The organism is Micromonospora sp. CNZ297 (assembly GCF_007827625.1).
In genome coordinates this window covers 180,619-205,735 of sequence record NZ_VISU01000003.1, presented here as the reverse complement: position 1 = coordinate 205,735, position 25,117 = coordinate 180,619, and the positions used below count along the sequence as shown (strand labels likewise).

Below are 25,117 nucleotides of genomic sequence, written 5' to 3'. Positions count from 1 at the left end.
ACCGCACTTTTTGTCGTTTCGGCCGAGCATGAATCCGGCGGCTGCGGGCATCGGCACGGGTGCCGCAGCCGCCGGCGGATCACATGCTGTCGGGGCCGGTCCGCCCGATCGTCGACGGCCGGTAGGCCCGGTCCGCATCGGTCATCTCCCGCCGCTCGGCCTCCGGGCCGGCGCCCCGGTCCACCGCCTCCGGGCCGTGCCCGAACGCGGCCTCCTCGCCGGCGTCGTTGGCGGTGACGTCGTCGCCCTGGCCGTCCGTGGCCGACCGGGCGATGGCCTGGTCCAGCTCGTGCAGGGGAGTGCGGTCCTCGTCGCGCCACACGTGGCGGTCGTTGTCGGTCATTCCCCTGCGGTACCCGGACCGGATGATCGCAAACGGCCGGACACGGCGATGGCCGCCGGCACCGCCGGCGGCCATCGAAACTCGGGTACGGGGGAGGTGGCTCAGGGGGTGGGGCGGTCGACAGCGCCGCGCCAGGCGCCGGTCTCCTGACCGCGCCGCTCGATGAACTGCTTGAACCGCTCCAGGTCGCCCTTGGCGCGCCGGTCGACCACGCCCAGCTTGTCGCCGGCCTGCTCGACCACGCCGTGCGGCTCGAACTCCATCTGGAGCGTGACCCGGGTGTGCCCCTCGTCGAGGCGGTGGAAGGTCACCACGCCCGCCTGCTGGGTGCCCCCGGTGGAGCGCCAGGCCACCCGCTCGTCCGGCAGCTGCTCGGTGATCTCGGCGTCGAACTCGCGCTTCACGCCCGCGATCTCGACGGTCCAGTGGGTCATCGTGTCGGAGAGCTGCCGCACCTCCTGCACGCCGTCCATGAAGTGCGGGAACTCCTCGAACTGGGTCCACTGGTCGTACGCGGTCCGGATCGGGACGTCCACGTCCACGTGCTCGGTAACGCCACTCATGTCGGGGTTCCTCCTCTTCCGCCGGTGTGTGTCTCGTACGGGCCGTGGGCCGGCCCGCTCACCAGCGCGTCGTCTCGTTCCTGTGCCCGAGTGCGGCCCACACCTCGGAGATCGTCTGGTAGTGGGCCCCCGCGGGCAGGGTCTCCAGGGCGGCGACGATGTCCGTCGGCGCCTCGTTCTCCCGCGCGTTTGCCAGCAGCGCCTCCCGGTCACCGGGCAGGGCGGTCATGGTGATGAACCGTCCCAGCCGGCTGCGCGCCTCGACGTCCTCGGAGCTCATGCCCTGCGGCGTGCCGCTGCGCAGCTCCCCGGCGGGCGCCGTGGTGGCCTCCGGCTGGTCCTCGCCGGCCGGCTCGGGGATCCGGAACTCCTCGGCCCGCGAACCGCCGGTCCCGGTGCTCTGGACGAGACCGCTGACCTCGCTGCTCATCTGGTCGTCGACCCTGGGCGAGTGCTTGCTGCTGCCACGTTCCATGCCTTGGGAGATGCCCCGGGGGATCGCCGGTAAACCGGCGCGGGCCGGGAGAGCCGGTCATCCGGGCGGCAACCGGTCGGCCGTCTTCTCCCCGTCCGCCTTCTCTGCCTTGTCCTCGTCGGCCGGGGAGCGCGGCGGCAGCACCGGGTCGTCCGGCTCCTCGACCCCCGCCTGCATCGCCCGCCCGCGTTGCAGCTCGGCGTTCACCTGCACGCCGAGCATCAGCGCGCAGTTGGACAGGTAGAGCCACACCAGGAACGCGATGACCGCGCCGAGACTGCCGTACGTGACGTCGTACGAGCCGAAGTTCGCCACGTACAGGCCGAAGCCGAAGGAGGCGAGCACCCAGGCCACGAGCGCCAGCGCGCCGCCCGGGGTGAGCCAGCGGAACCGCGGCTGGCGGACGTTCGGCGCGATCCAGAACAGCAGCGACAGCAGCGTCATCGCGACCACGGCGAGCAGCGGCCACTTCGCCACCGACCATGTCGTGCGGGCCACCGCCCCGGCGTGCAGCAGGTCACCCACCGCGTCGGTGACCGGGCCGCTGACGATCAGCCCGGTGGCCACCACCGCCAGCAGCACGATCGTCACCGCGGCCATGCCGATCTGCAACGGGCGCAGCCGGTAGAACGGCCGTCCCTCCCGTACCCCGTAGATCGCGTTGGAGGCGCGGGTGAACGCGCCGATGAACCCGGACGCGGACCAGAGGGCGCCGAGCAGACCGAAGCTGAGCAGCACCTTCGCCGAGCCCTGCTGCTCGACCACGTTGCGCACCACGCCCACGAACGCGTCGTTGCCGACCACCGAGCCGGCGCCGATCTCCCAGGCCAGGTCGATCACGGTGTCGACGGTGCGCGGGCCGTCGGAGACCAGGCCGACCAGCGCGACCACCACGATCGTGGACGGGAACAGGGCCAGCACGCCGTAGTAGGTGAGCGCCGCGGCCCAGTCCGCGCAGTTGTCAGTGACGAAGCCCTTGCCGCTGCGTACCAGCACGCCGCGCCAGGTGCGCCAGTTGAGCTGGCGGATCCGGCGGGGGAGACGGGACCGCGTCCGGCCGTCGACCGTCTGTGGTGTCGTCACGGTCATGTCCGCCTCCTCCAGGCCCCGCCACCGGGCGTGGCCGGGCGGTACCCCCGGGGGGAAATCGACAAACCGGGTGCCGGTTTGCCCGCCGGGCGGGAGGGAACCACACCAGACACCCGATCGAGACTCCAGAAGGAGGACGAGATGCCCGGGCGCGAGGTACTGCCCAGCACGCTGCGGCGCTCCCCGGCGAAGGCGCAGCGGACCTGGGAGAAGACGCACGACTCGGCGGTCGAGACGTACGGCGAGGGGGAGCGGGCGCACCGCACCGCCTTCGCCGCGGTCAAGCACGAGTTCGAGAAGGTGGGCGACCACTGGGAGCCCAAGGGCCGCAAGGGGCCCAGCGACAAGCAGGCCGAAGGCGGCGGCCCGGCCCGGCGCGCGCCGACGGCCGGCGGGGTGGACGCCAACGCCACCAAGGACCACCTCATGGAGGTGGCGAAGAAACTGGACGTGCGTGGCCGGTCCCGGATGACCAAGCCGGAACTGGTCACGGCGATCGAGAAGGCCAACAACAACGCGACCCGCAAGGCCCGCGGGGGTCGCTGACCCCTGGGGGTACGCGTCGAGCCCGGGACCGAGGCGGTCCCGGGCTCGCTCTGTGCCGTCTCACCAGTGGCCGCCGCCCGGCGCCTCCAGGTGCACCGCCTTGACGGTGCTGAACTCGTCCAGCAGCTCCGGGCCGTACCCGAAGCCCTGGCCACTGCCCCGGCGCGGCTGGGCCGCGCCACCCGGCGCCCCGCCGAACACCGAATTGATCTTCACGGTGCCGACCGGCAGTTCCCGCCAGGCGCGCTGGGCGTGGCTCATCGAGCCGGTCAGCACGGTGGCGGCCAGCCCGTACGGGGAGTCGGCCGCGCACCGCAGCCCTTCGCTGAACGAGTCGACCACCACCACCGGGGCTACCGGCCCGAACGTCTCCTCCCGGACCAGCGCCATGTCGTGGCGGCAGCCCTCGACCACGGTGGCCGGGTAGAACGCGCCCGGTCCGTCCGGCAGCACACCGCCGGCGCGTACCCGGGCACCGTCGGCGAGCGCGGCGGTCACCTGCCCGTGCACGTGGTCCCGGTGCCGCCGGTCCACGAGTGGCGCGAGCTGTGTGCCCGGGTCACGGCCGGGGCCCACTGTGAGCGCCTCGGCGCGCGCCACGAGCGCGTCCAGGAAGCCCTCGGCGACGTCGCGGTGCACGTAGATCCGCTCCACCGCCACGCAGATCTGACCGGCGTTGGCGAAGCAGCCGAGCGCCGCCTGTTCGGCCGCCCAGATCGGGTCGACGTCCGCGTCCACCACGAGCGGATCGCTGCCGCCGTTCTCCAGCAGCACCTTCGCCCCGGTACGCGCGCCCGCGGCGGCGATCACCCGGCCGGTCGCAGTGGAACCGACGTGCGCGATGACGTCCAGCTCCTGCCCGGCCAGCGCGGCGCCCACCTCGCCGCCGCCGGTGATCAGCGACAGCACCCCGGCCGGCAACGCCGAGTCCAGCGCGCGGGCGAGCAGCCAGCCGGTGGCAGGGGTCCGCTCGCTCGGCTTGTAGACCACCACGTTGCCGGTGACCAGCGCCGCGCCGAGCAGGCCGCAGGACACCGCCACCGGGTCGTTCCACGGGGTGATCGCGGCGACCACGCCGCGCGGCTCGGGAGCCATGAAGTCCAGCGCGCCGTGCGCGCCGTGCAGCGTCCGGCCGCCCCGTAGCGGGGCCAGCTCGGCGTACTGTCGCAGCGTGCCGACGCCCGCCGCCACCCCGCCCCGCGCGTCGTCGAGCGGCTTGCCCATCTCCGCCGTGGTCGCCTCGGCCAACTCGTCGGCCGCCGCCTCGACGGCATCCGCCGCCCGGTGCAGCGCCGCGGCCCGGTCCGCGGGCGCGGTCGCGGCCCACTCCGCCGCCACGCCCCGGGCCGCCTCCACCGCCTTGGCCACCTCGTCGGCCGTCGCGACCGGCGTCCGCGTCACCGGCGACCCGTCCGCCGGATCGTGGACGACCAGCTCGCCGCCCTCGCCGCCGGCGCCCCACACTCCACCAATGAGCTGCGCAACCGTGTACATGCGGCCGTGCTTGCCCCGGCATGGGCTGGGCAAACGCGTTTCGCCCGGTGACCGGCCGGGTAGGCGGATCGGATGACCTCCACCGCAGACGCCGTCGTCATCGGGGCCGGGCACAACGGGCTGGTGGCCGCGAACCTGCTGGTGGACGCCGGCTGGGACGTCGAGGTCCTGGAGGCCACCGAGGCGCCCGGCGGGGCCGTCCGCTCCGCGTACGTGACCGCGCCCGGTTACCTCAGCGACCTCTACAGCTCCTTCTACCCGCTCGGCTACGCCTCCCCGGTGCTCGACGGGCTGGGCCTGGAACGGCACGGCCTGTCCTGGACGCACGCGCCGGACGTGCTGGCGCACCTGCTACCGGACGGCCGGGCCGCAGTGGTCAACCGCGACCTGGACGCCACCGCCGCCTCGCTGGAGGCGTTCGCGCCCGGCGACGGGGAGCGCTGGCGGCACGCGTACGCCGACTGGTGCCAGGTCTCCGAGCCGATGTTGCAGACGATCACCACCCCGTTCCCGCCGGTACGCGGCGGACTGGGCCTGCTGCGGCAGCTCCGGGTCGGCGGCGCGCTCCGGCTCGCCCGCCGCCTCGTGCTCCCGGTCCGCAAGCTCGGCGCGGAGCTGTTCGAGGGCGAGGGCGGCACTGTGCTGCTGGCCGGATGCGCCCTGCACACCGACCTGTCCCCGGAGGAGGCCGGCTCCGGCGTGTACGGCTGGCTGCTCGCCATGCTCGGCCAGCAGGTGGGCTGGCCGGTGCCGGTGGGCGGCGCCCAGAAGATCACCGACGCGCTGGTGGCGCGGCTGGTCGAGCGGGGCGGGCGGATCACGTACGGCGCCCGGGTCGAGCGGGTGCTCACCGCCCGGGGCCGGGCGATGGGCGTACGCACCGCAGGCGGCACCGACTGGCGGGCCCGCCGCGCCGTGCTCGCCGACGTACCAGCGCCTGCGCTCTTCCTCGACCTGGTCGGCGCGGCGGCGCTGCCGCCCCGGATGGTCGAGGACCTGGCGCACTTCAAGTGGGACGGCTCCACGCTCAAGGTCGACTGGGCGCTGTCCGCGCCGGTGCCGTGGAAGAACCGCGACCTGGCCGGCGCCGGCACCGTGCACCTGGGCGCCGACCTCGACGGCCTCACCACGTACGCGGCCGAGCTGGCCCGCGGCGAGCTGCCACGGGATCCGTTCCTGCTGGTGGGGCAGATGTCGGTAGCCGACCCGAGTCACTCACCGCCCGGCACCGAGTCGCTCTGGTCCTACACCCACCTGCCGTTCCGCCGGAACTGGCGGGCCGAGGAGGTGGCGGGGCACGTGGAGCGGATGGAGGAGGTGCTGGAGGCGGCGGCGCCGGGTTTCCGGGCGTCGATCGTCGGGCGCCACGTGGCCGGCCCGGCCGACCTGGAGGCCGCCGAGCCGAGCCTGGTCGGGGGAGCGCTGGGCGGCGGCACTGCCGCGGCGTACCAGCAGTTGTTCCTGCGGCCGATCCCCGGCCTGGGCCGGGCCGACACCCCGGTCGACCGGCTCTACCTGGCCAGCGCCTCCGCCCACCCGGGCGGCGGCGTCCACGGCGCGCCGGGGGCGAACGCGGCGCGGGCCGCGCTGGCCCGCGACCGGGCCGTCACCGGCGCGGTGTACGCCCGGACGATCGCCGCCGCCCACCGCACCGTCTACCGCTGACCCGACCGCGCCTCCACCCGGAAGCAGCCGTAGATCTTGGTACGAAAGTGCCCCTGTGGGGGCCGTTTCCTACCAAGATCTGCGAGCTGTTCGCGACGAGGCGCTCAAGCGGTGTCGGCTGACCGCCGGCTGCGCCGACGGCTGATCGCCGCCGCGCAATCGACGGCTGACGGCCGTGCACGGCGCGTCACGCTGAGTATTCGGCGCTGCCCCGGCGGTATCAACGCACCACCGCCTTTGCTCTGCACCCGCATACGCATCGGTCACCCACCGTGTCCGCAGCGGGCGCCCGGCGAAACGGTGTCCCGGACAGCGTCCCTGCTCAGGACGGTGCTGCGCCGATGGCTGCAGAGCAAAGGGGCCGACGAGGAATGTGGCGGGACGACCGCGCCCTCACGCACGGTGACAATGACGCAGCGTGAGGGCGCGGTGGACGTGCGGGAGAGCGGGTCAGGAGTCGAGGTTGCGGTGCCGGCTGCGCAGCTTGAACGGCATCAGCGCGCTCTCGATCTTCGTGGCGGTGGTCATCTTCGAGTCGCCGTCGCGGCGCTCCTCGAAGCGGATCGGCACCTCCAGGATCGTGTGGCCCAGCTTGGTGGCGAGGTAGTGCATCTCCACCTGGAAGCTGTAGCCGTTGGACTGCACCCGGTCCAGCCCGATCGCGCGCAGCGCATCCGCCCGCCAGATCTTGAAGCCGGCGGTCAGGTCGCGGATGCGTACCCGCAGCAGCGTGTGCACGTACAGGTTCGCCCAGCCGCTGAGCGCGCGCCGGTACAGCGGCCAGTTCTCGTCCAGCTCACCGCCGGGCACGTAGCGCGAGCCGATGACCACCGAAGCCTGGGTGGACAGCAGCGCGCCGAGCATGCCGGGCAGCGCCTCCGGCGGGTGCGACAGGTCGGCGTCCATCTGCGCGACGAAGTCCGCGCCGTCGTCGAGCGCCCGGCCGATGCCGTCCACGTACGCCCGGCCGAGACCCTCCTTGCCCGGGCGGTGCAGCACCGTCACCCGGTCCGGGTGCTCGATGGCCAGCTTGTCGGCGACCTCGCCGGTACCGTCCGGGGAGTTGTCGTCGGCGACCAGCACCTTCAGCCCCGGCAGCGGCAGCGCGAGGAGGCGCTCGACCAGCACCGGGAGGTTGCCCGCCTCGTTGTAGGTCGGAACGACGACGGTCAGGCGCGCATCCCCCCACGGGGAGGGTAACTGCACGGGTTCGATCATCACGGACATCCTCGGTCAGCCGACAGGTTCACCTGAGAGGGTAGCCAGTCCCTCGCGCGGCAGCCGCACAGACGCCCCGCCACCGATCGATCACCGCTCCGGCTTCTGCCTCGTCGCGATGTCGGACAGCCGGGCCAGCGTCTCCCGGTTGCGAAGATGCAGCACCAGGTCGTTGAGCTTGGTCCGGACCCACCGCAGCGGTCCGGCGGCGAAGTCCTCGCCGATCGTCACCCGGGTCCTGCCGTCGTCCAGCGGCTCCAGGGCGAACGCCACGATCGCCTCCCCGGCCGGCCACAGCCCGGCGCGCAGCACCAGCCGGTGCGGCGACTGGCACTCCAGCACCGTCGACTTGTCCTGGAGCGAGAACGGCCACGGCCCGGCCCGGTGGTGCAGCCGGCTGCCGACGCGCGGCCACGTGTCGTCCACGTCCCGTACGTGCGCGGTGCCCACCACCCAGTCGCTGTACGTCCACCCGTCCGCGAGCACCTCGAAGACCTGCTCCGGGGGCGCGTCGATCACCTTCTCCACAACCGCCATCACCGAGCGGTACCCCGGCACGGGCCGTCGCTAACGGCGATCCGGGTTAGCTTCTCCGGGGCGGCGGGTATCGCCGGACCGGGCCGGTCGTGGCAGGCGTGCACCCGGCTGTGCGGCACCGGCGGGGCGGCCTGGCGCCGACGTCGACGTTTACTCCTCGGGGCCTCGGGAACCCGCCGCCCGTGCGACGGGACCACGAGCGGGATCAGTGCAGGTCAGCCCGGGTTGACCCGGGTGCTGACCGGTTCCCGTCCGGCCTGTACGACGCGGTCCTGCTGGACCGGGACGGCACGCTGGTGGAGGATGTGCCGTACAACGGCGACCCGGAGAAGGTCCGGCCGGTGCCGGGCGCCCGGGAGGCGCTGGACCGGTTGCGGGCGGCCGGGTTGCGGCTGGCGGTGGTCACCAACCAGTCCGGCCTGGCCCGGGGCTGCTTCACGGCGCACGACCTGCGTCTGGTCAACGCCCGGGTGGAGGAACTGCTCGGGCCCTTCGACCACTGGGCGATCTGCCCGCACGCCGAGGCCGACGGGTGCGTCTGCCGCAAGCCCGCGCCCGGCCTCGTGCACGAGGCCGCGGCCGCGCTCGGGACCACGCCGACCCGCTGCGTGGTGATCGGGGACATCGGCGCGGACACGGCAGCCGCCGCCGCGGCCGGCGCCGCGGCGATCATGGTGCCCACGCCCGCCACCCGGGCCGCCGAGGTGGCTGCCGCGCCCACTGTCGCGGCCGACCTGCCGGACGCGGTGGGCATCGTGCTGGCCCGGATGCGCCTGACGGCCGCGCCGCAGCCCGCGCGCCGGTCACGCCGGGACACGGTGCTGGTGGTGCGCAGCGACGCGGCGGGCGACGTGCTGGTGACCGGTCCGGGCATCCGGGCGGTCGCGGCCGGCGCGCAGCGGGTGGTGCTGCTGTGCGGGCCACGCGGCCGGGCCGCCGCCGAACTGCTCCCAGGCGTGGACGAGATCATCGAGGCGCCGCTGCCGTGGATCGACGCGCCCGCCCCACCCGTCGACCCCGGCGCCGTGCGCGCGCTGACCGACCGGCTGTCGGAGGTACGCGCCGACGAGGCTGTCGTGTTCACCTCCTTCCACCAGTCCGCCCTGCCCCTGGCCCTGCTTCTGCGCCTGGCCGGGGTACCCCGGATCAGCGCCATCAGCGACGACTACCCCGGCAGCCTGCTCGACGTCCGCCACCGCGTCCCGGCAGGCGTGCCCGAACCCGAACGCGCCCTGTCCCTCGCCGCCGCAGCCGGCTTCGCGCTGCCCGGCCACGACGAACCGGCGCTGCGCATCCGCACCGACCGGCTTCCGCCGCGCGCGGCCGACGCCGGCGAGCCCGGCTACGTGGTCCTGCACCCCGGATCGTCGGTGGAGACCCGCGCCTGCCCGGAGGAACTGGCCACCCGCGTGGTCCGCGTGCTCGGCGCCGCAGGCTACCGGGTCGTGGTCACCGGCGGACCGGACGAGCGGGAGCTGACCGCGCGCGTCGCTGCGGCGGGCGGCGTCGACCTGGGCGGGCGGACCGGGCTGGACGACCTGGCGGCGGTCATCGCCGGCGCCGGGGCGCTGGTGGTGGGCAACACCGGCCCGGCGCACCTGGCCGCCGCGCTCGGCGTGCCGGTGGTGAGCCTGTTCGCGCCGACGGTGCCGTTCGGGCAGTGGGGGCCCTACCGGGTGCCGACGGTGCGGCTCGGTGACGCGGGGGCGGCGTGCCGGGACACCCGCGCCACCGTCTGCCCGGTCCCCGGCCACCCGTGCCTGTCGGCTGTCGAGCCGGGACGGGTCCTGGAGGCGTTGCGGCTGCTCGGCGTGCCGGCGCCGGTGGCGGGCGGGGTGGCCGGATGAACATCCTGCTGTGGCACGTCCACGGGTCGTGGACGACCTCCTTCGTGCACGGCAAACACCGCTACCTGGTGCCGGTCACGCCGGACCGGGGTCCGTACGGGCTGGGCCGGGCGCGCACCTACCCGTGGCCGGACAGCGCCGTCGAGGTCACTCCCGAAGACCTGCGCGACACCGACGTGGACCTGGTGATCCTGCAACGCCCGGAGGAACTCGACCTGGCGGCGGAGTGGCTCGGCCGCCGGCCGGGCCGGGACGTGCCGGCCATCTACGTCGAGCACAACACCCCGAAAGGCGACGTGCCGAACACCCGGCACCCGATGGCCGACCGCGACGACCTGCTGCTCACGCACGTCACCGCGTTCAACGAGCTGTTCTGGGACAACGGCGCGACCAGGACCACAGTCGTCGACCACGGCGTCGTACCGCCGAACGTCGAGTGGACCGGGGAACTCGACCGCCTCGCCGTGGTCATCAACGAGCCGGTACGCCGCTGGCGGGTCACCGGCACCGACCTGCTCGCCCGGTTCGCCGCGCTGGCGCCGCTGGACGTCTACGGCATGAAGGTGGACGGTCTCGCCGCCCACCTCGGCCTGCCCGAGGACCGGCTGACCAGCCACGACGACGTACCCCAGCACGCCATGCACGCCGAACTCGCCAAACGGCGCGCGTACCTGCACCTGTGCCGCTGGACCTCACTCGGCCTCAGCCTCGTCGAGGCCATGACCATGGGCATGCCCGTGGTGGCACTGGCCACGACCGAGGCGGTGGAGGCGGTGCCGCCTGCCGCGGGCGCGCTGTCCACCCGCGTCGACACGCTCGTCGACGCCGCCCGTGGCCTGCTGGACGACCCGGAGTCCGCCCGCCGGGCGGGCGCCGTGGCCCGGGCCGCCGCCCGGGACCGCTACGGCCTGGATCGATTCCTCGCCGACTGGGACCGGCTGCTGGAGGAGGAAGTATGCGCATCGCGATGATCTCGGAGCATGCCAGCCCGCTCGCCGTCCTCGGCGGGGAGGACGCCGGTGGCCAGAACACGCATGTCGCGGAGCTCTCCGCCGCGCTCGCGGCCGCCGGTCACGACGTGCGCGTCTACACCCGCCTCGACGCGGTGGATCTGCCGGTGAGCGTCCGCACCCCGGACGGGTACGAGGTGGTGCACGTACCGGCCGGGCCGGCCGAACCGGTGGCCAAGGACGACCTGCTGCCGTACATGCCGTCGTTCGGGCAGTGGCTGGCCGACCGGTGGCGCACCGGCGACTGGCAGCCCGAGGTGGTGCACGCGCACTTCTGGATGAGCGGGCTGGCGGGTCTCGCCGCGGCCCGCCGCGCGGGCGTGCCGATGGTACAGACGTACCACGCGCTCGGCACCGTCAAGCGCCGCCACCAGGGCGTGCAGGACACCAGCCCGCCGGGCCGGGTCGAGCACGAGCGGAAGCTGGGCCGCTCGGTGGACCGGGTGGTCGCCCAGTGCCAGGACGAGGTCGCCGAACTGGTCCGGATGGGCGTGCCCCGGTCCCGGATGACTGTCGTGCCGTCGGGGGTGAACCTCACGACGTTCTCCCCGCTCGGCCCGGTCGCCGACCGTGACGGCGGCCGGGCCCGCGTCCTCACCGTCGGCCGGCTGGTCGAACGCAAGGGCTTCCAGGACGTCATCCGGGCCGTCGCCGAGGTGCCGGATGCCGAGTGCGTCGTCGTCGGCGGGCCGCCGGCCGGGCTGCTGGAGACCGACCCGTACGCGTTGCGCCTGCGCGCGCTGTCCCACTCGCTCGGCGTCGCCGACCGGGTACGGCTGGTCGGCGCGGTTCCCCGGGAGGAGATGGGCCGCTGGTACCGGTCGGCCGACGTGCTCGTGGCCGCCCCCTGGTACGAGCCGTTCGGGCTCACCCCGCTGGAGGCGATGGCCTGCGGCGTACCGGTGGTCGCGACGGCTGTCGGCGGGCTGATCGACACGGTGGTGGCCGGACGCACAGGCGACCTGGTGCCACCCCGGGAGCCGGCGGCGCTCGGCGCGGCGATCCGGGGTCTGCTCGGCGACCGGATCCGCCGCTTCGCCTACGCCACCGCCGCGCTGGAGCGGGCACGCACCCGCTACTCCTGGGCCACCACCGCGGACCGCCTCACCGAGCTGTACGGCGAGGTGGCCACCGTGCGCCGCCCGACCCGGGTGGTCGCCTGATGACGGCCGGGACGCCGGCCGCCGGCGCGACGGTGCTGGAGGACCACCTGAGCCTGCTGGCCGCCGCGTTGCTGCCGCTGCGGGAGGCGGAGCAGATGCTGGCCCGATGGGGCGAGGAGCTGGCGCAGCGGCTCGCCGCCGGTGGCCGGTTGCTGGTGGCGGGCAACGGCGGCAGCGCCGCCGAAGCCCAGCACCTCACCGCCGAACTCGTCGGCAAACTCCGCCACGACCGCCAACCCCTCTCCGCCATCGCCCTGCACGCCGAGACCAGCGCCGTCACCGCCATCGCCAACGACTACGGATACGACGAAACCTTCGCCCGGCAGGTCCGCGCCCACGGCCGGCCCCACGACCACCTCCTGCTCATGACCACCAGCGGCGCCAGCACCAACCTCCTCACCGCCGCCCACGCCGCACACCAGGCCGGCCTGCGCTGCTGGGCCTTCACCGGACCCGCACCCAACCCCCTCGCCGACCTCTGCCACGAGCATCTGGCGATCGACTCGCCGGACGGTCAGGTGGTGCAGGAACTGCACCTGGTGGCCTCGCACGTGCTCTGCGAGTACGTCGAGCTGGCGCTGCCCGCCGCGCTCGCCGCTCAGCCGGCGGCCGGGCCGGTACGCGCGGGTGTCGAGGTCGTCGTCGGCGAGCCGGACCCGACGGCGCCGGCCGGCCGGGGAGGCCCGGCATGAGGGGACCGGTGGTGGTGCTCGGTGACACGCTGCTGGACCGCGACGTCGAAGGTCTGGTGAACCGGCTCTGCCCGGACTCCCCGGTGCCGGTGCTGGACGAGACCGCATCCGTCGACCGGCCCGGTGGCGCCGGGCTGGCCGCCGTCTTCGCCGCCGCGCAGGGCGCCGAGGTCGCGCTGGTCACCGCCGTCGCCGACGACGCGGGCGGGGCCCGGCTGGGCACGTTGCTCGCCGCCGCCGGGGTCCGGTTGTACGCGCTTCCGCTGGCCGGCGCCACCCCGGAGAAGATCCGGCTGCGGGCGCGCGGACGGGTGCTGCTGCGCCACGACCGGGGCGGGAGCGCCGGTGCGCCCGGTCAGCCCAGCGACGCCGTGCTGCGGCTGATCGCCGACGCGTCCGCCGTGCTGGTGAGCGACTACGGCCGGGGCGTGGCCGGGCATCCGGCGCTGCGGGCGGCGCTGGCCGCAACCCGGGCGCCTGTGGTCTGGGATCCGCATCCGCGCGGGCCGGCCGCCGTACCCGGGGTGCACCTGGCCACCCCGAACGAGCCGGAGGCCCGCGAGCTGGCCAAGACGCCGCCGGGCGGCTCCCGCCTGGCCGTCGCGTCGCGTAGCGCGCACGCCTTGCGCCGCCGCTGGCAGGCGCGCGCGGTGGCGGTGACGCTCGGCGGCGACGGCGCGCTGCTCAGCCACGCCGGGTCCACGCCCCTGGTGGTGCCGGCGCCGCCCGCCGAGGGGGACACCTGCGGGGCCGGCGACCGGTTCGCGTCCACCGCGACGCTGGCCCTGGCCCGGGGCGCGCTCGTGTCCGAGGCGGTGCAGGAGGCGGTCACCGAGGCGTCGGCGTACGTGGCCGGCGGCGGTGTCGCCGCCGCGCTGCCCGCGCCGGTGCGGGCGGTCGCCCCGGCGGTGGTCACCGGCGGCGGGGACCGGATCGGCGCCGGGGCGGCCGGCGAGGTGGTGGCGCGGGTACGTGCGGCCGGCGGAACGGTGGTCGCCACCGGCGGCTGCTTCGACCTGCTGCACGCCGGGCACGTGGCGACGCTCCAGGCGGCCCGGCAGCTCGGCGACTGCCTGGTGGTCTGCCTCAACTCCGACGCCAGCGTGGCGGGGCTCAAGGGTCCGGAGCGCCCGGTCGTGCCGCAGGGCGACAGGGGGCGGCTGCTCGCCGCGCTCGGCTGCGTCGACGCGGTGCTGATCTTCGACGAGCCGACACCGGAGGCGGCGCTGTCCTGGCTGCGCCCGGACATCTGGGTCAAGGGCGGCGACTACGCCAGCGGCGGCGGCCCGGAGACCTTGCCCGAGACGGAGATCCTGGCCCGCTGGGGCGGTCACACGGTGGTCGTGCCGTACCTCGACGGGCGCTCGACCACCGACATGATCGCGGCGGCGCGGGCCGGGCGGGGCAGCGGCGGCTGGCCGGCCGCGTCGGGCGACCCGGCCGAGGCCGTCGCGCAGGTCCGGTCCACGGCGAAGGGAGCACGATGAACGAGCGACGCATCCGACCCGGCGCGGTCGCGCCCGCCGGTCCGACGGTGGCGGCGTGAGCGCCGGCGCGCCCGGAGCCGGGCCGACCGTCCTGGTCACCGGCGGCTCCAGCGGGCTCGGCGCGGCGGTGGTCGCCGCGGTGGCCCGCGCCGGCGGGCGCCCGCTGGTGCTGGACCGGCAGCGCCCCGCCGACGGGGTGCCCTGGGTCGAGTGCGACCTGGCCGACACCCGCGCCGCCGAGGCCGCCACCCGCGACCTCGCGGAACGCTCCGGCGGGCTGGACGCCGTGGTCACCGCCGCCGGGATGGACGTGCCCGGGAAGCTGGCCGACATCCCGGCCGAGACCTGGGAGCGGATCGTCACAGTGGACCTGCTCGCCACCGCCGCGGTGATCCGGGCCGCGCTGCCCTGGCTGGAGGCGTCCCGGGGCAGCATCGTCACTGTGGCCTCCACGCTCGGGGTGAAGGCGGTCAGCGACGCGACAGCGTACTGCGCGGCGAAGTTCGGGGTGGTGGGCTTCACCCGGGCGCTCGCCGCGGAACTCGCCGGCGCTGTCGGCGTGACGCTGCTGATCCCGGGCGGGATGCGGACCGCGTTCTTCGACGAGCGGGACGCGCAGTACCGCCCCGGCCCGGACGCGGTGCTCAACGAGCCGGCCGACACCGCCGCCGCCGTCATGTTCGCGCTGTCCCAGCCGGCCGGCTGCGCGGTACGCGAGATGGTGGTCTGCGCCGCGCAGGAGTCCTCGTACCCGTGATCCTGGTGCTGCGGGCGCTCGGGGTCGGCGACCTGGCCACCGCCGTGCCGGCGCTGCGTGGCCTGCGCGCCGGCCTGCCGGGCCGGGAGCTGGTGCTCGCCGCGCCGGGCTGGCTGGCGCCGCTGGCGGAGCTGACCGGGGCGGTCGACCGGGTGCTGCCCACCGCCGGGCCGGACCGGATCGCGTGGACCGGCCCGCCCCCCGAGGTGGCGGTCAACCTGCACGGCCGCGGGCCGCAGTCGCACCGGGCGCTGGCCGCCGTACGCCCCGGCCGGCTGCTCGCCCACAGCAACCCGGGCGCCGGGCACCCGGACGGCCCGGCCTGGGACGACGACGAGCACGAGGTCCGCCGCTGGTGCCGCCTGCTGCACGCGTACGGGCTGCCGGCCGACCCGGGGGACCTGGCGCTGCGGCGTCCGGCGCTGACCGGCGTACCGGCCGGGGTGACGCTGCTGCACCCGGGCGGCAAGATCCCGGCGAAGCGCTGGCCGGCGGACCGGTTCGCCGGGCTGGCCCGGGAGCTGGCCGCGCGCGGGCACCGGGTGGCGGTCACCGGCTCGCCGGACGAGCGGGCGCTGGCCGAGCGGGTCGCCCGCGACGCCGGGCTGCCGCCGGAGGCGGTGCTGGCCGGCCGGACCGGACTGGCCGAGATGGCCGCGCTCGTCGCGGGCGCGCGGCTGGTGGTCAGCGGGGACACCGGCGTGGCGCACCTCGCCACCGGCTACGGCACCGCGTCGGTGGTGCTGTTCGGCCCGGTGCCGGCGGCGCACTGGGGCCCGCCGCCGGACCGGCCCCGGCACCGGGCGCTGGGTGCGATCGAGCCCACGCCCGTCAACCCGGATTCGACCGGGTCGGGCGGGGTAGGAACCCACCCGACATTGGATGCCATCGGGATCGACGAGGTGGTGGCTGCGGTGGCAGACGTGGAACGGGTCTCCGGTGCGGTTGCGGCGTAGCGATCCGGGCCGGCCGGGGTACGCCCGCCGGCGGCGCGGCAAGGGCTGGCTGTTCCTCGACCCGGCCGGCGAACCGGTTCGCGAGGGCGAGGAACTGGCCCGGCTGCGCGAGCTGGTGATCCCGCCCGCCTGGCGGGACGTGTGGATCTCGCCGTACCCGAACGGCCACATCCAGGCCACCGGCATCGACGCGGCGGGCCGCAAGCAGTACCTCTACCACCCGGGCTGGCGGCGCAAGCGCGACGAGGCCAAGTTCGACCACGTGCTGGAGGTGGCGCACCGGCTGCCCGTGCTGCGCGACCGGGTCACGCACGACCTGGCGCTGCGCGGCCTGCGCCGCGAACGGGTGCTGGCCACCGTCGCCCGGCTGCTCGACATGGGCGCGTTCCGGGTCGGCAGCGACCAGTACGCCACCGGCGACGACCCGACGTTCGGCGTGTCCACGCTGCGCCCCGAGCACGCCCGCTCCCGGGGCGGGTGCGTGGTGTTCGAGTTCCCGGCCAAGGGCGGCATCGACCAGGTCCGCCGGATCGAGGACGCCGAACTGTGCCGGGTGCTGCTCAACCTGCGCCGTCGCCGGCGCGCCCAGGAACGGCTGTTCGGCTACTGGGACGGCCGCTCCTGGCGCGACGTGCGCAGCGACGAGGTGAACGACTACCTGCGCGACGCCAGCGGCGGCGAGATGACCGCGAAGGACTTCCGTACCTGGCACGCGACGGTGCTGGCCGCAGCCGAACTGGCCACTGTGGGTCCGCAGCGCTCCGCCACCGCCCGCAGGCGCGCCGTGGCGGGGGTGATGCGTTCGGTGGCCGAACTGCTCGGCAACACCCCGACTGTGGCCCGGACCTCGTACGTGGACCCGCGCGTGGTCGACCTCTACCACGACGGGGTGCTGGCGCCGGTGCAGCCGGAGATGCCGCGCGAGGCGGTGGAGAAGTCGGTGCTGGCGTTGCTGGAGGAGGAGGCCGGCTGACCGCCGACCGGCCCCGTCGGTCCTGGGGGGAAGCGCGACGGGGCCGGAAATCTCGGCCGCCGGTGCGGTCCCGGGAAACATCACCGGGCGGGGCCGCCCGCGGCCGGGACCGCCGCGGACGCCGCGCCCGGCCCCCCGATATCCGCGGGCCCACCGCGAGCGGTACAGGCCCGGGTTTCAGTATGTACGGGACAGGTTGACGGCGGATGCCGTGCTGTTGACGATCCGTGCCGATTCCAGGTGACGGGCCCGGTACTCCTGCGGCGTCTCGCCCTGCGTGGTCCGGAAGACCCGGCTGAAGTGCGCCTTGTCCCGGAAGCCCCAGCGGGCGGCGATGACCTGGATCGAGCGGTCGCTCAGCGCCGGGTCGGCGAGGTCGCGGCGGCACCGGGCCAGCCGCTCGTCCCTGATGTACGCGGCAACTGTGGTCTCCTCGTCCTCGAAGAGCCGGTGCAGCGAGCGCACCGAGATGTGGTGCGCGTCGGCGATCGCGCCCGGGTCGAGCGTGGCGTCGCCGAGGTGCTGGCGCACGTACGCGCGTACCTGGGCCTGGAGGGCCCGGCGCCGGACCTCGGTGGGCATCTCGTCCTCGGAGACGAGGTTGCGGCCCAGCAGCGTGGCGACCAGGTCGAGACCGACGGCGCCGAGCCGCTCCGCGTCGGCCGCGTGGTACTGCTCGGGGTTCGCGGTGATCCGGATGAGGAAGTCGGCGACCAGCCCGCCGACGCCCTCGGAGCCGGACATCCGGCCGGCGAACAGGGGAGCGAGCCGGCGGGGCGGCAACGGCAGCGCGTCGTACGGCATCAGGGCCACGATCGAGTGGGCGTACGCGGACCCCGCGGGGTCGGCGTGGTGACTGACCTCGTGCGGGCGGGAGCAGTCGTAGAAGGTGAGGTCGCCGGGGCGGCACCGGGCGCGCTGCCCCTCCTGGTCGGCCTGGCTGGTGCCGCTGAGCGTCAGCGCCAGCAGGTAGTAGTCGGGGTCGGAGCGCTGGATCAGTTTCGAGGTGCGCACGCAGTCCACCGACGGGTAGCGGTAGCGGATGAGCTGCATCCGGCCCAGGTCGACGAACTCGGCCCGGGCGACGAAGTCGTCGGCGTGCGCGGTGCGCACCCGCAGCGGCGTCGGGGTGCTCGCCATCATGTCCAGCCACATGCCGAACCGCTCCCGCGGCGGCAGCGCCTGCGTGTCGAGGACCTGCCGGTGCAGCTTCCCGTCCATAGAAACGACTCCCCGTGTTCGTCACGCCCTGCACAAACAGGACGCCCCACGGGGCCGAAAAGCGACACCCGTGGGGCCGTGACGTCCGTCATTGACGGACCGGGGAAACCTCTGTTAGGAGTCCGTTCAGTCGTTCAGCACCTGGGACAGCCGGTCGCGGAAACGGCGCTCGGAGTCAGTCACCGCGTCGCCGCCGAGGCCCAGGATGCCGCCGGTGGAGGCCGCGCCCACCACCTGCTCGGCGATGTCCACCAGCCAGTGCCGGTACGCCCCGGCCTGCCCCTCGTCCACCCGCGCGGCGAGCAGCGCGGACGCCTGCCCGGCCCGGGCCAGCACGTCCTCGATCATCGCCTTCGGGTCCTGCGGCGTGATCACCGGCAGCTCCGCGCCGGTCTCCGGGTCGCCCACCCGGTCGACGACCTCACCGGCCACCGCGGCGACCAGCGGGCTGGCCGACTCCCGGCCGGCGGCGATGGTCTCCAGCCCGGCGGCGTTCTCGGCCATGGTGCGACGGGTGCCGTCGGACTCGGCGGCGGCCGCCGCGGTGAGCACCGACTGCGGCAGCCCCACAAGCAGTCCCCACTCCTCGTCGGAGACGCCGAACCGGGTGTACGCCGGCTGCTCGATCACGATCAGGCCCCTTTCGCCGTGGTCGTCGTTGTCGACGGGCGCCCCCGCGGCGCCCGGGTCAGGCTAGTCCAGCTCCAGCAGGCCCTGTTCGGACACCACGCGCACGGACAGCGTCTTGTAGCCCACCTCGTCGAAGAGCACCGTCATCCGGTCCTCCTCGTAGCTGAGCACCAGACCGGCGCCCCACTCCGGGTGGCGTACCTGGCTGTGCACCGGGAACGGGCCGACCGCGCCGTCACCCGCCACACTGGTGCCCGCGTGGCAGTTGTCGCAGTGCCCGCAGACCTCGTGCATCTGCTCACCGAAGTACGCCAGCAGGGCCTGCCCCCGGCAGCCGGTGGTCTCGGCGAAGGCGCGCATCATGTCGGTACGCGACCGGGTCACCGTCTGCTGCCGTTCCGCCTCGGCCAGCGCGGCGCGGCCGGAGTCGGCGGCCGCCGGGGCGTACCGGGGTGCGCCGATGCGCTGCTTGGCCCGTGGCTCGGCGGCGCCGACCTGCTCCAGCAGGGAGAGGTACTGCCCCAGCTTGCGCGGACCGAGACCGGTCAGCTCGCGCAGCTCCTTGCGGTTGCGGGCCTTGCCGCGCAGCACCGCGGCGAGTTCGGTCAGTTCCTTCTCGTCCGGCAGACCGCCGCTGAAGTAACGCTGGAGGCCGACGTCCTCGGCGCGCCACAGCAGCAGCACCCGGGCCGGCGAGCCGTCGCGCCCGGCCCGGCCGATCTCCTGGAAGTAGCTGTCCGGCGAGTCGGGCAGCGCCATGTGCACCACCCAGGCGATGTTCGGCTTGTCGATGCCCATGCCGAACGCCGACGTGGCCACCATGATCGGCACCCGGTCGGCGAGGAACGCCTCGTGCAGCTCGTGCCGGGCCGCGGTGGGCATGCCGCCGTGGTAGAACTCGGCCGGGAAACCGGCGCCGGTGAGCCGCTCGGCCAGTTCCTCGGCCGCCCGCCGGGTCGGCACGTAGATGATTCCGGGCCGCTCGTCGTCGCGCAGCAGCGCGATCAGCCGCCGCCACCGGTAGTCGTCGGTCGGGCAGTGGGCCACCTCCAGGAAGAGGTTGGGCCGGTCCAGCCCGGAGACCACCACCTCCGGCTCGCGCAGCCGCAGCCGGGCGATGATGTCGTCGCGTACCGGCGGGGAGGCGGTCGCGGTGAGCGCCACCACCGGCGGGCGGCCCAGGCCGTCGATCAGGTGACCGAGCGCCAGGTAGTCCGGCCGGAAGTCGTGGCCCCACGCGGAGATGCAGTGCGCCTCGTCGATCGCCACCAGCGCCGGCTTCAGCTCGCGGACCTCGGCGAGCCGGTCCGGGTTGCTCAGCGCCTCCGGCGTGATGAACAGGAACTCCGCGCGCCCGGCGCGGATGTCCTCGATCGCCTCGGCCTGCTGGGCGGCGCTCTCGTCCGAGCTGATCCGCACCGCGCGCAGCTCCGGGCGCTGCCGTTCGTTGAGCGCGGCGATCTGGTCCTGCTGCAACGCCAGCAGGGGGGAGATCACCACAGTCGGGCCGGGGATCAGGCTGGCCGGGATCTGGTAGATCGCCGACTTGCCGGCGCCGGTGGGCAGCACCACCAGGGCGTCACGGCGCTTCATCACGGCGCGCATGGCGGCGAGCTGGTTGGGCCGCAGCGCGGTCCAGCCGAACAGGTTCCGCGCCGCCCGGCGCAGGCTGGAGGAGTGCGTGGTCAGTTTCATCAAGCGCCTCAGCTACCCCCGGCGATCCCGCGCGAAACCGGCACCGCCGCTCACCGCCCGGCGCGGATCAGCGGCGGAACATGGCCCGGATCGCGATCAGCAGGAACAGGCCGCCGACCACCAGGCCGAGCAGGCGTACGCCGGGGATGTCGGCGGCGCTGGTGGCGTCGGCGAGCGGCAGAGCGGACATGTGGGAACTCTCCCACGCGAGGTCCGGGGGCGCCAGCGGCTAACAGTAAGGATTGTTGACTATTTAGCTGCGCGGTGTGACCATGTCAGCACCCGCCGGCCCCGGCGGGTCCGTGGGGGAGACGGGGGTACGACAGCACATGAGCGAGCGGACCGAGGGATCGACCGGAGACCTGGCGGCGCTCGCCGCCGCCGTCCTGCAACCGGGGTTCGTCGGCACCACACCGCCGCCGTGGGTGTGCCGCTGGCTCGGCGAGGGCCTCGGCTCGGTGGTCCTGTTCGCCCGCAACGTCGTCGACCACGAGCAGGTCGCCACGCTCACCGCGAACCTGCGCGCCGAGCGGCCCGACGTCATTGTGGCGATCGACGAGGAGGCCGGCGACGTCACCCGGATCGAGTCCGCCCGGGGCAGTTCCCGTCCCGGCAACTACGCGCTCGGCGCTGTCGACGACCCGGCGCTGACCGAGGAGGTCGCCCGCGACCTGGGCGCCGAACTCGCGGCCGTCGGCGTCACGCTGGACTACGCCCCGGACGCCGACGTCAACTCCAACCCGGCCAACCCGGTCATCGGGGTGCGCTCCTTCGGCGCCGACCCGGACCTGGTCGCCCGGCACACCGCCGCCTGGGTACGCGGCCTCCAGGCCGGCGGCGTCGCCGCCTGCGCCAAGCACTTCCCCGGGCACGGCGACACCCGTGTCGACTCGCACCACGACCTGCCCCGCATCGGCGGCGACCGGGCCCGTCTCGACGCGGTCGAGCTGGCCCCGTTCCGCGCCGCCGTGGCCGCCGGGGTGCAGGCGGTGATGACCGGTCACCTGCTGGTGCCGGCGCTGGACCCGGAGCTGCCCGCCACGCTCAGCCCGCGCGTGCTCGGCGGCCTGCTGCGCGAGGAGATGGGCTTCGGCGGCGTGGTGGTCACCGACGCGGTGGAGATGCGCGCGGTGGCCGACCGGTACGGCTTCACCGGTGCCGCCGTGCGCGCGCTCGTGGCCGGCGCGGACGCGATCTGCGTCGGCGGGGAACGGGCCACCGAGGCCGACGCCCGCGAGCTGCGCGACGCGATCGTCGCGGCGGTGATCAGCGGGGAGCTGCCCGAGGAGCGGCTCGCCGAGGCGGCCAAGCGCGTCGGTCAGCTCGCCGCGTGGAGCGTCGCCGCACGCGCCCGCCGGGCCACCGGCACGCCGCCCGCCGACGGCTCACCGATCGGGCTCGCCGCCGCCCGCCGCGCGGTCCGGGTCACCGGCGACGCCGGGCTGCTGCCGCTGACCGGTCCGGCCCACGTCGTGGAGTTCGCGCCCCCGCGCAACATCGCCATCGGCGAGGAGACGCCGTGGGGCATCGCCGCACCGCTGGCCCACCTGGCGCCCGGCACCACCACCGCCCGCTACGCCGCCGACGCCGTACCGGCCGACCCGGGCGCGACGCCCGCCGGCCGGCCGCTGGTGCTCGTGGTGCGCGACCTGCACCGCCACGACTGGATGCGGGACGCGGTACGCCGCGCGCTCACCGCCCGCCCGGACGCGGTGGTGGTCGAGCTGGGCGTGCCCGAGCTGGTCACCGGTGCGGTGCACCTGGCCACCCACGGCGCCACCGCCGCGGCGGCACGGGCCGCCGCCGAGGTGCTGACCGGGGCGCGCTGACTCCCGGTCCGGCCGGGTGGGGAGGTCCCCCGGCCGGGCCGGGCCTCACGGCTTGTCTGCCACCAGGTCGGCGTACTCCGGGTGGCGCTCGATGAACGAGGCCACGAACGGGCACTGCGGCACGATCCGGCCGCCCCGGGCGCGGACCTGGTCCAGCGCGCCCCGGACCAGCGCGGCCCCGACGCCCTGACCCTGGAACCGGTCGTCGACCTCGGTGTGCGTGAACACGAGCGTCTCGCCCCGGAGCGTGTACGCGGTGAACCCGGCCAGCGCGTCGTCCACCAGGATCTCGAAGCGGCGCTTGGCGGTGTTCTCCTCGACCAGAAAGCTCACCGGATCATTCTCCCCTCGGGCCCGGCCAGCCGGTCCAGTTCGGCCAGCAACCGGTCCACCTCGTCGACGGTGTTGTAGTGGTAGACGCTGGCCCGCACGGCCCCGCCGCTGCCCCGCAGGCCCATGCCCTCGAAGTACTCGTAGGCGTAGTAGTCGCCGTGCGACAGGCACAGGCCCGCCTCGCCCAGCGCCGCAGCCGTCTGCGCCGGGGCCAGGCCGGCCACCCGGAACGACACGGTCGGGCAGCGCCGCGCCGGTGCGCCGTACACGGTCACGAACGGGCGGTCGGCCAGCCCGGCGAGCAGCCGGTCGAAGACCGCCTCCTCGTGCGCCTGCGCGGCTGCCAGCCCGGCGCGTACCCGCTCCCGCCGGTCGCCGGTCGCCTCCGGGTCCAGGCCGGCCAGGTGGTCCACCGCGGCCGTCACCCCGGCCAGCAGCGGGAAGCTCGGCGTGCCGTACTCGAACCGGTCCGGCACCGCGTCGGCGGAGGGCACGAGCTTCGCCGGGCGCAGCGCCTCCCAGCGCGCCGGGTCGGCGACCATCGCCGCCAGGTGCGGCCCGGACCACTTGTAGGCGCTGGTCACCAGGAAGTCCGCGCCGAGCGACGCCAGGTCGGTCGGGCCGTGCGGCACCGAGTGCACGCCGTCCACGCACACCAGCGCGCCGGCGGCGTGCGCGGTCTTGGCGATCGCCGCCACCTCCGGCACGGTGCCGATCGCGTTGCTGCCGGCGGTCACCGCGACCAGCCGGGTGCGCTCGGTGACCAGGTCGGCGTACTGGCCGGCGGGCAGCTCACCGGTCGCCGGGTCGAACTCGGCCCAGCGCACCGTGGCGCCGGACGCCTGCGCGGCCTGCACCCACGGGCGGACGTTCGCGTCGTGGTCCAGGCGGGAGACGACCACCTCGTCGCCCGGACGCCAGCCGGCGCCGAGCGTCCGGGCCAGCGTGTACGTCAGCGCTGTCGCGCTCGGCCCGAGCACCACACCCGACGGCTGCGCGCCGAGCAGGTCGGCGACCGCGGCCCGCGCCCCGGCGACCAGATCCAGCGCCCGCCGCCCGGGCAGGAAGGCGGTGCTGCGGTTGCCCGTCGCGGCGCGCATCGCCCCGGCCACCGCCTCGACGACGGCGGCTGCGGTCTGGGTGCCCCCGGCGCCGTCGAAGTGGACGAATCCCTCGCTCAGGGCAGGGTAGGCGGCCCGGACCCGGGCGACGTCGAAAGCCATTCCGGCACCCTAGCGCGCACCCCGGACGCCCTGCCCGGCGTGGCCGTCCCGCGCTCGCCCGCGAGGCCGCTGTGGCGTTCGCCGCCTATCCTTGGACGGGTGACGATCCGACGCGCCACCTCCGCCCCCGCCCGTCGCGCCGCCGGTCTGCTCGCCGGTCTCGCCCTCGGCGCCGCACTGCTCGCCGGATGCAGCTCCGAAGGCGCCGAGACCGACTGCGGTCTGGACGCCTGCACGATCACCTTCGACCGCGGCGTGGAGGCCAGCGCCCGGATCCTCGGCGTCGAGGCGAAGCTGATCGGCGCCGAAGGCGACCAGGTCACCGTCGAGGTCGCCGGGGAACAGCTCTCGCTCACAGTGGGCCAGCAGGCCACCGAGGTCGCCGGCTTCCAGGTCAGCCTGGACAGCGTCAACGATCAGCAGGTGGTGGTGCGGGTCGCCCGCGACCTCAGCGCCTGATCCGTTTCGGCCGTCCCGGCGGGCGGCGACGTTTGGAAAATCGCCCGTCGGGAGATTGAGGGCTCATGTCTCTCACCCGGAACGCCGGAGCCACCGCCGCCCAGGCTCGAAACAGCCGGTGGCTCGAACTGTTGACCCGTGCCGGCTTCATCGGATACGGAATCGTGCACCTGCTCCTCGCCTGGCTGGCGCTGCAGATCGCCTTCGGGAACTCGGGCGAGGAGGGAAACCAGAACGGCGCGCTGCGCACTCTCGGTGAACAGCCGCTCGGGAAGTTCCTCCTGATCGCGATGGCGGTCGGCCTGTTCGCCATGGCGATCTGGCAGGCCTTCGAGGCGATCTCCGGCCACGTGTCCAGGACGGGCAAGGAACGACTGTTCGAACGGATCGCCTCGGTGGTCCGGGTCGTCGTGTTCGTCTGGCTGGGCTGGACCGCGATCAAGGTCTTCCAGGACGCCAGCTCCAACGCCTCCGACCAGCAGCAGCAGCTCTCCGAGAAGCTGATGGCCTCCGACGGCGGCCGGTGGCTGGTCGGCCTGGCCGGGCTCGCGCTCGCCGCGCTCGGCATCGGCATGGTCGTCTACGGCCTGAAGAAGAAGTTCGAGCGCAACCTCAAGACCGGCGAGATGAGCCCGAAGACCCGCCAGCTCACCCGTCGGCTCGGTATGGCCGGGTACGCCTCCCGGGGCGCCGTGTTCGCCATCGCCGGCCTGCTGATCGTGGTCGCCGCTGTGAACTACGACCCGGAGAAGGCGCGTGGCCTCGACGCCGCGCTGCGGACGCTGCGCGACCAGTCGTACGGGCCGTGGCTGCTGGCGCTCATGGCGCTCGGCATCGCCGCGTTCGGTGTCTACTGCTTCTTCCAGTCCCGGTACCGCAAGGTCTGATCCTGGTCGATACCCGGGCCGCCGG

Annotated in this window: 26 protein-coding genes; 13 read left to right on the top strand and 13 right to left on the bottom strand. The window is 74.7% G+C overall.

The window, feature by feature from the left end; all coding sequences use genetic code 11:
- Positions 1-79: 79 nt before the first annotated feature.
- From FB454_RS07235 to FB454_RS07220, 4 genes are all read right to left on the bottom strand, one after another.
- Positions 80-343: a hypothetical protein gene (locus tag FB454_RS07235; RefSeq protein WP_030270328.1), complete on the bottom strand. Its 264-nt coding sequence runs from the start codon at positions 341-343 to the stop codon at positions 80-82.
- Positions 344-444: 101 nt separating this feature from the next.
- Complete coding sequence (locus tag FB454_RS07230) at positions 445-906, bottom strand: SRPBCC family protein (RefSeq protein ID WP_013285389.1); 462 nt, start codon at positions 904-906, stop codon at positions 445-447.
- A gap of 58 nt (positions 907-964) precedes the next feature.
- Positions 965-1,381 carry a DUF2795 domain-containing protein gene (locus FB454_RS07225; protein WP_013285390.1) on the bottom strand — a complete coding sequence of 139 codons (417 nt, stop codon included), beginning with the start codon at positions 1,379-1,381 and terminating at the stop codon, positions 965-967.
- Positions 1,382-1,438: 57 nt separating this feature from the next.
- On the bottom strand, positions 1,439-2,470 hold the full coding sequence (locus tag FB454_RS07220) for a YihY/virulence factor BrkB family protein (RefSeq protein WP_145822684.1): 1,032 nt from the start codon (positions 2,468-2,470) through the stop codon (positions 1,439-1,441).
- Between the two features lie 141 nt (positions 2,471-2,611).
- Between FB454_RS07220 and FB454_RS07215 the strand changes: the two genes are divergently transcribed.
- On the top strand, positions 2,612-3,016 hold the full coding sequence (locus FB454_RS07215) for a ChaB family protein (protein ID WP_013285392.1): 405 nt from the start codon (positions 2,612-2,614) through the stop codon (positions 3,014-3,016).
- 60 nt (positions 3,017-3,076) lie between these two features.
- Here FB454_RS07215 and FB454_RS07210 read toward each other — a convergent pair whose 3' ends face one another.
- Positions 3,077-4,510 carry an aldehyde dehydrogenase family protein gene (locus FB454_RS07210; RefSeq protein WP_013285393.1) on the bottom strand — a complete coding sequence of 478 codons (1,434 nt, stop codon included), beginning with the start codon at positions 4,508-4,510 and terminating at the stop codon, positions 3,077-3,079.
- A gap of 72 nt (positions 4,511-4,582) precedes the next feature.
- Between FB454_RS07210 and FB454_RS07205 the strand changes: the two genes are divergently transcribed.
- Positions 4,583-6,175, top strand: coding sequence for a phytoene desaturase family protein (locus FB454_RS07205; RefSeq protein WP_013285394.1), 1,593 nt, complete (start codon positions 4,583-4,585; stop codon positions 6,173-6,175).
- 450 nt (positions 6,176-6,625) lie between these two features.
- On the opposite strand, the gene FB454_RS07200 is transcribed toward FB454_RS07205, so the two are convergent.
- Together FB454_RS07200 and FB454_RS07195 are read right to left on the bottom strand one after the other, a co-directional pair.
- The gene (locus tag FB454_RS07200) at positions 6,626-7,393 is read right to left on the bottom strand and encodes a polyprenol monophosphomannose synthase (protein ID WP_013285395.1); all 768 of its coding nucleotides are present in this window, start codon (positions 7,391-7,393) and stop codon (positions 6,626-6,628) included.
- 90 nt (positions 7,394-7,483) lie between these two features.
- Positions 7,484-7,930 (bottom strand): SRPBCC family protein, encoded by a 447-nt coding sequence (locus FB454_RS07195; RefSeq protein ID WP_013285396.1) that lies wholly within the window; start codon positions 7,928-7,930, stop codon positions 7,484-7,486.
- A gap of 182 nt (positions 7,931-8,112) precedes the next feature.
- On the opposite strand from FB454_RS07195, the gene FB454_RS07190 reads away from it, so the two are divergent.
- Genes FB454_RS07190 through FB454_RS07155 form a run of 8 tightly spaced genes read left to right on the top strand, consistent with a single transcriptional unit; the run spans position 8,113 to position 16,815 of the window.
- The gene (locus FB454_RS07190) at positions 8,113-9,777 is read left to right on the top strand and encodes an HAD-IIIA family hydrolase (RefSeq protein ID WP_030270325.1); all 1,665 of its coding nucleotides are present in this window, start codon (positions 8,113-8,115) and stop codon (positions 9,775-9,777) included.
- Positions 9,774-10,748: a glycosyltransferase gene (locus tag FB454_RS07185; protein ID WP_013474832.1), complete on the top strand. Its 975-nt coding sequence runs from the start codon at positions 9,774-9,776 to the stop codon at positions 10,746-10,748. Before FB454_RS07190 ends, FB454_RS07185 begins: the two co-directional genes overlap by 4 nt.
- Positions 10,733-11,950 carry a glycosyltransferase gene (locus FB454_RS07180; protein ID WP_145822683.1) on the top strand — a complete coding sequence of 406 codons (1,218 nt, stop codon included), beginning with the start codon at positions 10,733-10,735 and terminating at the stop codon, positions 11,948-11,950. The genes FB454_RS07185 and FB454_RS07180 overlap by 16 nt, the downstream gene beginning before the upstream one ends.
- Positions 11,950-12,642 carry a D-sedoheptulose-7-phosphate isomerase gene (locus FB454_RS07175; RefSeq protein WP_013474834.1) on the top strand — a complete coding sequence of 231 codons (693 nt, stop codon included), beginning with the start codon at positions 11,950-11,952 and terminating at the stop codon, positions 12,640-12,642. Before FB454_RS07180 ends, FB454_RS07175 begins: the two co-directional genes overlap by 1 nt.
- The gene (locus FB454_RS07170) at positions 12,639-14,129 is read left to right on the top strand and encodes a PfkB family carbohydrate kinase (RefSeq protein ID WP_145822682.1); all 1,491 of its coding nucleotides are present in this window, start codon (positions 12,639-12,641) and stop codon (positions 14,127-14,129) included. Before FB454_RS07175 ends, FB454_RS07170 begins: the two co-directional genes overlap by 4 nt.
- Before the next feature lie 55 nt (positions 14,130-14,184).
- Entirely contained in the window at positions 14,185-14,886 is a 702-nt protein-coding gene (locus FB454_RS07165; protein WP_013285402.1) for an SDR family oxidoreductase, read from the top strand.
- Positions 14,883-15,842, top strand: a complete 960-nt coding sequence (locus tag FB454_RS07160) for a glycosyltransferase family 9 protein (protein ID WP_013285403.1) — start codon at positions 14,883-14,885, stop codon at positions 15,840-15,842. The genes FB454_RS07165 and FB454_RS07160 overlap by 4 nt, the downstream gene beginning before the upstream one ends.
- Complete coding sequence (locus tag FB454_RS07155; RefSeq protein ID WP_145822681.1) at positions 15,826-16,815, top strand: DNA topoisomerase IB; 990 nt, start codon at positions 15,826-15,828, stop codon at positions 16,813-16,815. The genes FB454_RS07160 and FB454_RS07155 overlap by 17 nt, the downstream gene beginning before the upstream one ends.
- A 177-nt stretch (positions 16,816-16,992) precedes the next feature.
- On the opposite strand, the gene FB454_RS07150 is transcribed toward FB454_RS07155, so the two are convergent.
- The 4 genes from FB454_RS07150 to FB454_RS35310 all read right to left on the bottom strand — a co-directional run bounded on the left by FB454_RS07150 (position 16,993) and on the right by FB454_RS35310 (position 20,551).
- Positions 16,993-18,036 carry an AraC-like ligand-binding domain-containing protein gene (locus FB454_RS07150; protein WP_013285405.1) on the bottom strand — a complete coding sequence of 348 codons (1,044 nt, stop codon included), beginning with the start codon at positions 18,034-18,036 and terminating at the stop codon, positions 16,993-16,995.
- A 126-nt stretch (positions 18,037-18,162) separates the two neighbouring features.
- On the bottom strand, positions 18,163-18,666 hold the full coding sequence (locus FB454_RS07145; protein WP_013285406.1) for a hypothetical protein: 504 nt from the start codon (positions 18,664-18,666) through the stop codon (positions 18,163-18,165).
- A gap of 63 nt (positions 18,667-18,729) precedes the next feature.
- Complete coding sequence (locus FB454_RS07140) at positions 18,730-20,361, bottom strand: RecQ family ATP-dependent DNA helicase (protein WP_013285407.1); 1,632 nt, start codon at positions 20,359-20,361, stop codon at positions 18,730-18,732.
- 67 nt (positions 20,362-20,428) lie between these two features.
- A complete protein-coding gene (locus FB454_RS35310; protein ID WP_013285408.1) occupies positions 20,429-20,551 on the bottom strand; it encodes a hypothetical protein in 123 nt (40 codons plus the stop codon).
- 139 nt (positions 20,552-20,690) lie between these two features.
- Between FB454_RS35310 and FB454_RS07135 the strand changes: the two genes are divergently transcribed.
- Entirely contained in the window at positions 20,691-22,190 is a 1,500-nt protein-coding gene (locus FB454_RS07135; protein ID WP_071095799.1) for a glycoside hydrolase family 3 protein, read from the top strand.
- Positions 22,191-22,235: 45 nt separating this feature from the next.
- Here the strand turns inward: FB454_RS07135 and FB454_RS07130 are convergent, their stop codons facing one another.
- Positions 22,236-22,523, bottom strand: coding sequence for a GNAT family N-acetyltransferase (locus FB454_RS07130; protein ID WP_145822680.1), 288 nt, complete (start codon positions 22,521-22,523; stop codon positions 22,236-22,238).
- On the bottom strand, positions 22,520-23,746 hold the full coding sequence (locus FB454_RS07125; protein ID WP_145822679.1) for a cysteine desulfurase-like protein: 1,227 nt from the start codon (positions 23,744-23,746) through the stop codon (positions 22,520-22,522). The genes FB454_RS07130 and FB454_RS07125 overlap by 4 nt, the downstream gene beginning before the upstream one ends.
- A gap of 99 nt (positions 23,747-23,845) precedes the next feature.
- Between FB454_RS07125 and FB454_RS07120 the strand changes: the two genes are divergently transcribed.
- Together FB454_RS07120 and FB454_RS07115 are read left to right on the top strand one after the other, a co-directional pair.
- Positions 23,846-24,205, top strand: a complete 360-nt coding sequence (locus tag FB454_RS07120) for a hypothetical protein (protein ID WP_013285411.1) — start codon at positions 23,846-23,848, stop codon at positions 24,203-24,205.
- Between the two features lie 65 nt (positions 24,206-24,270).
- Positions 24,271-25,092 carry a DUF1206 domain-containing protein gene (locus FB454_RS07115; RefSeq protein ID WP_013285412.1) on the top strand — a complete coding sequence of 274 codons (822 nt, stop codon included), beginning with the start codon at positions 24,271-24,273 and terminating at the stop codon, positions 25,090-25,092.
- The last annotated feature ends 25 nt before the right edge of the window (positions 25,093-25,117 follow it).